This window comes from Rathayibacter sp. AY2B7, assembly GCF_002931635.1.
Taxonomy (GTDB): domain Bacteria; phylum Actinomycetota; class Actinomycetes; order Actinomycetales; family Microbacteriaceae; genus Rathayibacter.
Genome location: NZ_PSUC01000157.1, coordinates 1 through 4,809, shown reverse-complemented (window position 1 = coordinate 4,809; position 4,809 = coordinate 1). Strand labels below are relative to the sequence as shown.

Here is a 4,809-nt window from a genome sequence, read left to right as displayed (position 1 = left end):
CCCTCCATGGGCTTCTTCGACCGCAACGACTCCTCGACCAGCGCCGCCGCGCCGCAGCCGAGCGCACCCGATCCGCAGCGGCGGGTCTGGAGCGACGGCCTCGGCCGGTTCGCCACCCGCTGCCTCCAGGTGGTCATCGTCCTCCTGCTGGCCTCGGTGCTCGTCTTCGCGATGACGCAGCTCACGCTGGTGCTCATCCCCGTGATGATCGCGCTCATCCTCGCCGCGGCGATCCACCCGGTCCTGGCGTGTATGCGGCGCAAGGGCGTGTTGTCGATCCTCGCGACCTGGCTGGCGCTGATCGGGCTGCTCGCGATCCTCGGCGCGGTCGGCTGGCTGATCACGGTCGCGGTCCGCAACCAGTGTGACGAGTTGGTCAGCAGCGCCTCCGACGGCATCTCCTCGCTGCAGGACTACGTGCAGCACCTGCCGTTCCAGATCACCGACGAGCAGATCGAGTCCGCCCGCCAGTCGGTCGTCGACTTCCTCACCTCCAGCTCGTTCGGCAACGGCGCGCTCGCGGGCGTCTCCGCAGCGGCGAACTTCATCACCGGCCTCGTGCTGATGATCGTGGTGCTGTTCTTCTTCATGAAGGACGGCCCGAAGATCTGGGAGTTCCTCCTGCGCCCCTTCACCGGCTCGGGCTACGAGCGCGCCAAGCGCGTCGGGCACAAGACGGTCGACGTGCTGGGCGGCTACGTCCGCGGAACGGCGACCGTCGCGGCGGTCGACGCGATCGGCATCGGAGTCGCACTGGCGATCATCCAGGTGCCGCTGGCGATCCCGCTCGCCGTCATCGTCTTCCTCACCGCGTTCATCCCGATCGTCGGAGCCACGGCCGCCGGGATCCTCGCCGCTCTCGTCGCGCTGGTGGCCAACGGTCCGGTCGCCGCGCTGATCGTGATCCTGGTCGTCATCGGGGTAAACCATCTCGAGGGCAAATTCATCCAGCCGGTCGTGATGGCGCGCTCGCTGAAGCTGCCCACGCTGATCGTCCTCATCGCCCTGACCGTGGGCACCGTCCTCGCCGGCATCGTCGGCGCCGTGCTGGCCGTGCCGATCGCGGCCGTCGTCTGGGGCATCGTCTCGATCTGGAACGGGCCCGACGACCCCGCCGAGCCCGCGCGGCAGAAGCGCCCCGAGACGGTCTGAGGCCGCGGGGTCCTCGAGCGCGCGTCTAGCGCTCGACGATCCCGTCGCGCAGCGCCTGGCGGCGGAGCGAGATCTTCGTGCTCACGGCGATCCCCTCCGCCCGGTACTTGCCCCGGGCGCTGCGCAGCGAGCTCCGCGCAGCGTCCAGGGTGATGCCCAGGAGCGTCGCGACCTGCTTCAACGGCATCCCGTCGACGAAGAGGCGGACGATCTCGCGCTCGCGGTGCGTGAGGGTGCCGGGACGGTCCGCCCCCAGCAGTTCCCGCGTCTGCGCCGTCAGGAAGCGCTCGTCGCGCGCCGCCGCGCGGACCGCCTCGAGGATCGTCTCGGTCCTCTCGCTCTTGACCACGTAGCCGTGGGCTCCGGCCTGGAGCGCCCGGCTGATCGTGGCCGGCTCGGAGTGGGTGCTGATGATGATCGTGGCGGCGCCGGCGGCCGCGATGGTACGGATCCGCATCGCCACGTCGAGCTCGTCCCCGAGGTCGATGTCGAGCAGCACCACGTCGGTCAGGAAGGCGGGGTGCGCGAGCAGCTCCGGCCAGCTGCCGACGGCGGTGGCGACCCGGATGTCCGGGCCGGAGCGGCGGATCCACTCGGCCAGCGCCGACAGCAGGATCGGGTGGTCGTCGAGGATGGCCAGCGTGATCGCGGGCTCGATGGTCATGTCGTCGTCCTCCTCCGGGGGCGGTGCGCGACGCGGATCCTCGTCGCGCCGTGATCGGTCGTCGTGCGGTGCTCGCCGATCTCGCTCAGGATGCCCCAGACCGAGCGGTCCAGGTCGCGGGCGCGGATCCCCGCGGCGACGAGAGTGAGCTCGACCTCGCCGCCGGCGCCGGCCTCCAGGCGGACGGCCAGCGAGGGCCGGGCCGCCGGGACGGTGAGCAGCCAGAGCACCGAGAGCATGTGTTAGTGGTCGAGCGGGCGCAGAAGCGCAGCGGCACCTCAGCGATGGTCCACCGCGATCGCGAAGGACAGCAGCGCCGACTCCTCCACGGCGATGCGCAGCCAGGTGCGGTCGTGGCTGCGGGCGAGCGCCACCCGGAGCTCGTCTCCCAGCACGCGCGCCCGCTCGCCCAGCTCCTCGTCCAGGAGCCCGGGCGTCCGGACCCGTTCGAGGAGCTCCTCGATGCGCGCGTCCACCTGGGTGAACTCGTCGCCGTCGGCCGCGTGGACGGTGCTGTCGGCCAGGCGCTGCTCGGCGACGGAGGCGCCGCCCTCGCGGTGGGCAACGTCCTCCTCGCCACCGCGCCGGCGGCCGTGTGCGTCGTCGTGCTGACCGCGCTCGACCAGTACGTGCGGCGCACGCTCGACCGGAGCCTGGCCGACAGCACCGTCCACGCGGCCGACGGCGACGAGTTCACCCAGGTGGACGCGCGCATCGAGGAGCTCCTCGAACGGGTCCGGACGCCCGGGCTCCTGGACGAGGAGCTGGGCGAGCGGGCGCGCGTGCTGGGAGACGAGCTCCGGGTGGCGCTCGCCCGCAGCCACGACCGCACCTGGCTGCGCATCGCCGTGGAGGAGTCGGCGCTGCTGTCCTCCGCGGTCGCGGTGGACGATCCCGGAGGTGCCGCCGCGCTGCTGCCCCCGCTCGACCGCTCGCGCCTGCTCTCGGTGCTCTGGCTGCTCACCGTCCCGGCGGCCCGGCCCTCGCTGGCCGTCCGCCTGGAGGCCGGCGCCGGCGGCGAGGTCGAGCTCACTCTCGTCGCCGCGGGGATCCGCGCCCGCGACCTGGACCGCTCGGTCTGGGGCATCCTGAGCGAGATCGGCGAGCACCGCACGACGACCGATCACGGCGCGACGAGGATCCGCGTCGCGCACCGCCCCCGGAGGAGGACGACGACATGACCATCGAGCCCGCGATCACGCTGGCCATCCTCGACGACCACCCGATCCTGCTGTCGGCGCTGGCCGAGTGGATCCGCCGCTCCGGCCCGGACATCCGGGTCGCCACCGCCGTCGGCACCTGGCCGGAGCTGCTCGCGCACCCCGCCTTCCCGACCGACGTGGTGCTGCTCGACATCGACCTCGGGGACGAGCTCGACGTGGCGATGCGGATCCGGACCATCGCGGCCGCCGGCGCCGCCACGATCATCATCAGCACCCACTCCGAGCCGGCCACGATCAGCCGGGCGCTCCAGGCCGGAGCCCACGGCTACGTGGTCAAGAGCGAGAGGACCGAGACGATCCTCGAGGCGGTCCGCGCGGCGGCGCGCGACGAGCGCTTCCTGACGGCGCAGACGCGGGAACTGCTGGGGGCGGACCGTCCCGGCACCCTCACGCACCGCGAGCGCGAGATCGTCCGCCTCTTCGTCGACGGGATGCCGTTGAAGCAGGTCGCGACGCTCCTGGGCATCACCCTGGACGCTGCGCGGAGCTCGCTGCGCAGCGCCCGGGGCAAGTACCGGGCGGAGGGGATCGCCGTGAGCACGAAGATCTCGCTCCGCCGCCAGGCGCTGCGCGACGGGATCGTCGAGCGCTAGACGCGCGCTCGAGGACCCCGCGGCCTCAGACCGTCTCGGGGCGCTTCTGCCGCGCGGGCTCGGCGGGGTCGTCGGGCCCGTTCCAGATCGAGACGATGCCCCAGACGACGGCCGCGATCGGCACGGCCAGCACGGCGCCGACGATGCCGGCGAGGACGGTGCCCACGGTCAGGGCGATGAGGACGATCAGCGGGTGCAGCTTCAGCGAGCGCGCCATCACGACCGGCTGGAGGAAGTTGCCCTCGAGCTGGTTGACCCCGATGACGACCAGGATCACGATCAGCGCGGCGACCGGACCGTTGGCCACCAGCGCGACGAGAGCGGCGAGGATCCCGGCGGCCGTGGCTCCGACGATCGGGATGAACGCGGTGAGGAAGACGATGACGGCGAGCGGGATCGCCAGCGGCACCTGGATGATCGCCAGTGCGACTCCGATGCCGATCGCGTCGACCGCCGCGACGGTCGCCGTTCCGCGGACGTAGCCGCCCAGCACGTCGACCGTCTTGTGCCCGACGCGCTTGGCGCGCTCGTAGCCCGAGCCGGTGAAGGGGCGCAGGAGGAACTCCCAGATCTTCGGGCCGTCCTGCATGAAGAAGAACAGCACCACGATCATCAGCACGAGGCCGGTGATGAAGTTCGCCGCTGCGGAGACGCCCGCGAGCGCGCCGTTGCCGAACGAGCTGGAGGTGAGGAAGTCGACGACCGACTGGCGGGCGGACTCGATCTGCTCGTCGGTGATCTGGAACGGCAGGTGCTGCACGTAGTCCTGCAGCGAGGTGATGCCGTCGGAGGCGCTGCTGACCAGCTCGTCCCACTGGTTGCGGACCGCGACCGTGATCAGCCAGCCGACCGCGCCGAGGATCGCGAGCAGCCCGATCAGCGCCAGCCAGGTCGCGAGGATCGACGGCACGCCCTTGCGCCGCATCCACGCCAGGACCGGGTGGATCGCCGCGGCGAGGATGAGCGCGATCATCACGGGGATGAGCACCAGCGTGAGCTGCGTCATCGCGAAGACGAGCACCGAGGCCAGCAGGAGGACGATGACCACCTGGAGGCAGCGGGTGGCGAACCGGCCGAGGCCGTCGCTCCAGACCCGCCGCTGCGGATCGGGTGCGCTCGGCTGCGGCGCGGCGGCGCTGGTCGAGGAGTCGTTGCGGTCGAAGAAGCCCATGGAGGG

7 protein-coding genes are annotated in these 4,809 nt (G+C 71.9%); 3 read left to right on the top strand and 4 right to left on the bottom strand.

Annotated features, from left to right (window positions below):
- On the top strand, positions 1-1,152 hold a 1,152-nt coding region (locus C5C27_RS16550), incomplete at its 5' end, for an AI-2E family transporter (RefSeq protein WP_374955288.1).
- A gap of 25 nt (positions 1,153-1,177) precedes the next feature.
- Here C5C27_RS16550 and C5C27_RS16545 read toward each other — a convergent pair.
- Genes C5C27_RS16545 through C5C27_RS17760 form a run of 3 tightly spaced genes read right to left on the bottom strand, consistent with a single transcriptional unit; the run spans position 1,178 to position 2,292 of the window.
- On the bottom strand, positions 1,178-1,816 hold the full coding sequence (locus C5C27_RS16545) for a response regulator transcription factor (RefSeq protein ID WP_104314947.1): 639 nt from the start codon (positions 1,814-1,816) through the stop codon (positions 1,178-1,180).
- Positions 1,813-2,055, bottom strand: coding sequence for a hypothetical protein (locus tag C5C27_RS16540; RefSeq protein ID WP_104314946.1), 243 nt, complete (start codon positions 2,053-2,055; stop codon positions 1,813-1,815). The genes C5C27_RS16545 and C5C27_RS16540 overlap by 4 nt, the downstream gene beginning before the upstream one ends.
- 39 nt (positions 2,056-2,094) lie before the next feature.
- Positions 2,095-2,292: a hypothetical protein gene (locus C5C27_RS17760; RefSeq protein ID WP_146079729.1), complete on the bottom strand. Its 198-nt coding sequence runs from the start codon at positions 2,290-2,292 to the stop codon at positions 2,095-2,097.
- 27 nt (positions 2,293-2,319) lie between these two features.
- On the opposite strand from C5C27_RS17760, the gene C5C27_RS16535 reads away from it, so the two are divergent.
- Complete coding sequence (locus C5C27_RS16535; RefSeq protein ID WP_146079728.1) at positions 2,320-2,997, top strand: hypothetical protein; 678 nt, start codon at positions 2,320-2,322, stop codon at positions 2,995-2,997.
- Positions 2,994-3,632 (top strand): response regulator transcription factor, encoded by a 639-nt coding sequence (locus C5C27_RS16530; RefSeq protein WP_104314944.1) that lies wholly within the window; start codon positions 2,994-2,996, stop codon positions 3,630-3,632. The genes C5C27_RS16535 and C5C27_RS16530 overlap by 4 nt, the downstream gene beginning before the upstream one ends.
- 25 nt (positions 3,633-3,657) lie before the next feature.
- Here C5C27_RS16530 and C5C27_RS16525 read toward each other — a convergent pair whose 3' ends face one another.
- Complete coding sequence (locus C5C27_RS16525; RefSeq protein WP_104314943.1) at positions 3,658-4,803, bottom strand: AI-2E family transporter; 1,146 nt, start codon at positions 4,801-4,803, stop codon at positions 3,658-3,660.
- Between the last annotated feature and the right edge of the window lie 6 nt (positions 4,804-4,809).

What these genes read in the sequence shown, in the direction of transcription:
- C5C27_RS16540 (WP_104314946.1), bottom strand. Translation starts at nt 2,055, where the DNA reads ATGCTCTCGGTGCTCTGGCTGCTCACCGTCCCGGCGGCCCGGCCCTCG.
- C5C27_RS16525 (WP_104314943.1), bottom strand. Translation starts at nt 4,803, where the DNA reads ATGGGCTTCTTCGACCGCAACGACTCCTCGACCAGCGCCGCCGCGCCG.
- C5C27_RS16545 (WP_104314947.1), bottom strand. Translation starts at nt 1,816, where the DNA reads ATGACCATCGAGCCCGCGATCACGCTGGCCATCCTCGACGACCACCCG.
- C5C27_RS16530 (WP_104314944.1), top strand. Translation starts at nt 2,994, where the DNA reads ATGACCATCGAGCCCGCGATCACGCTGGCCATCCTCGACGACCACCCG.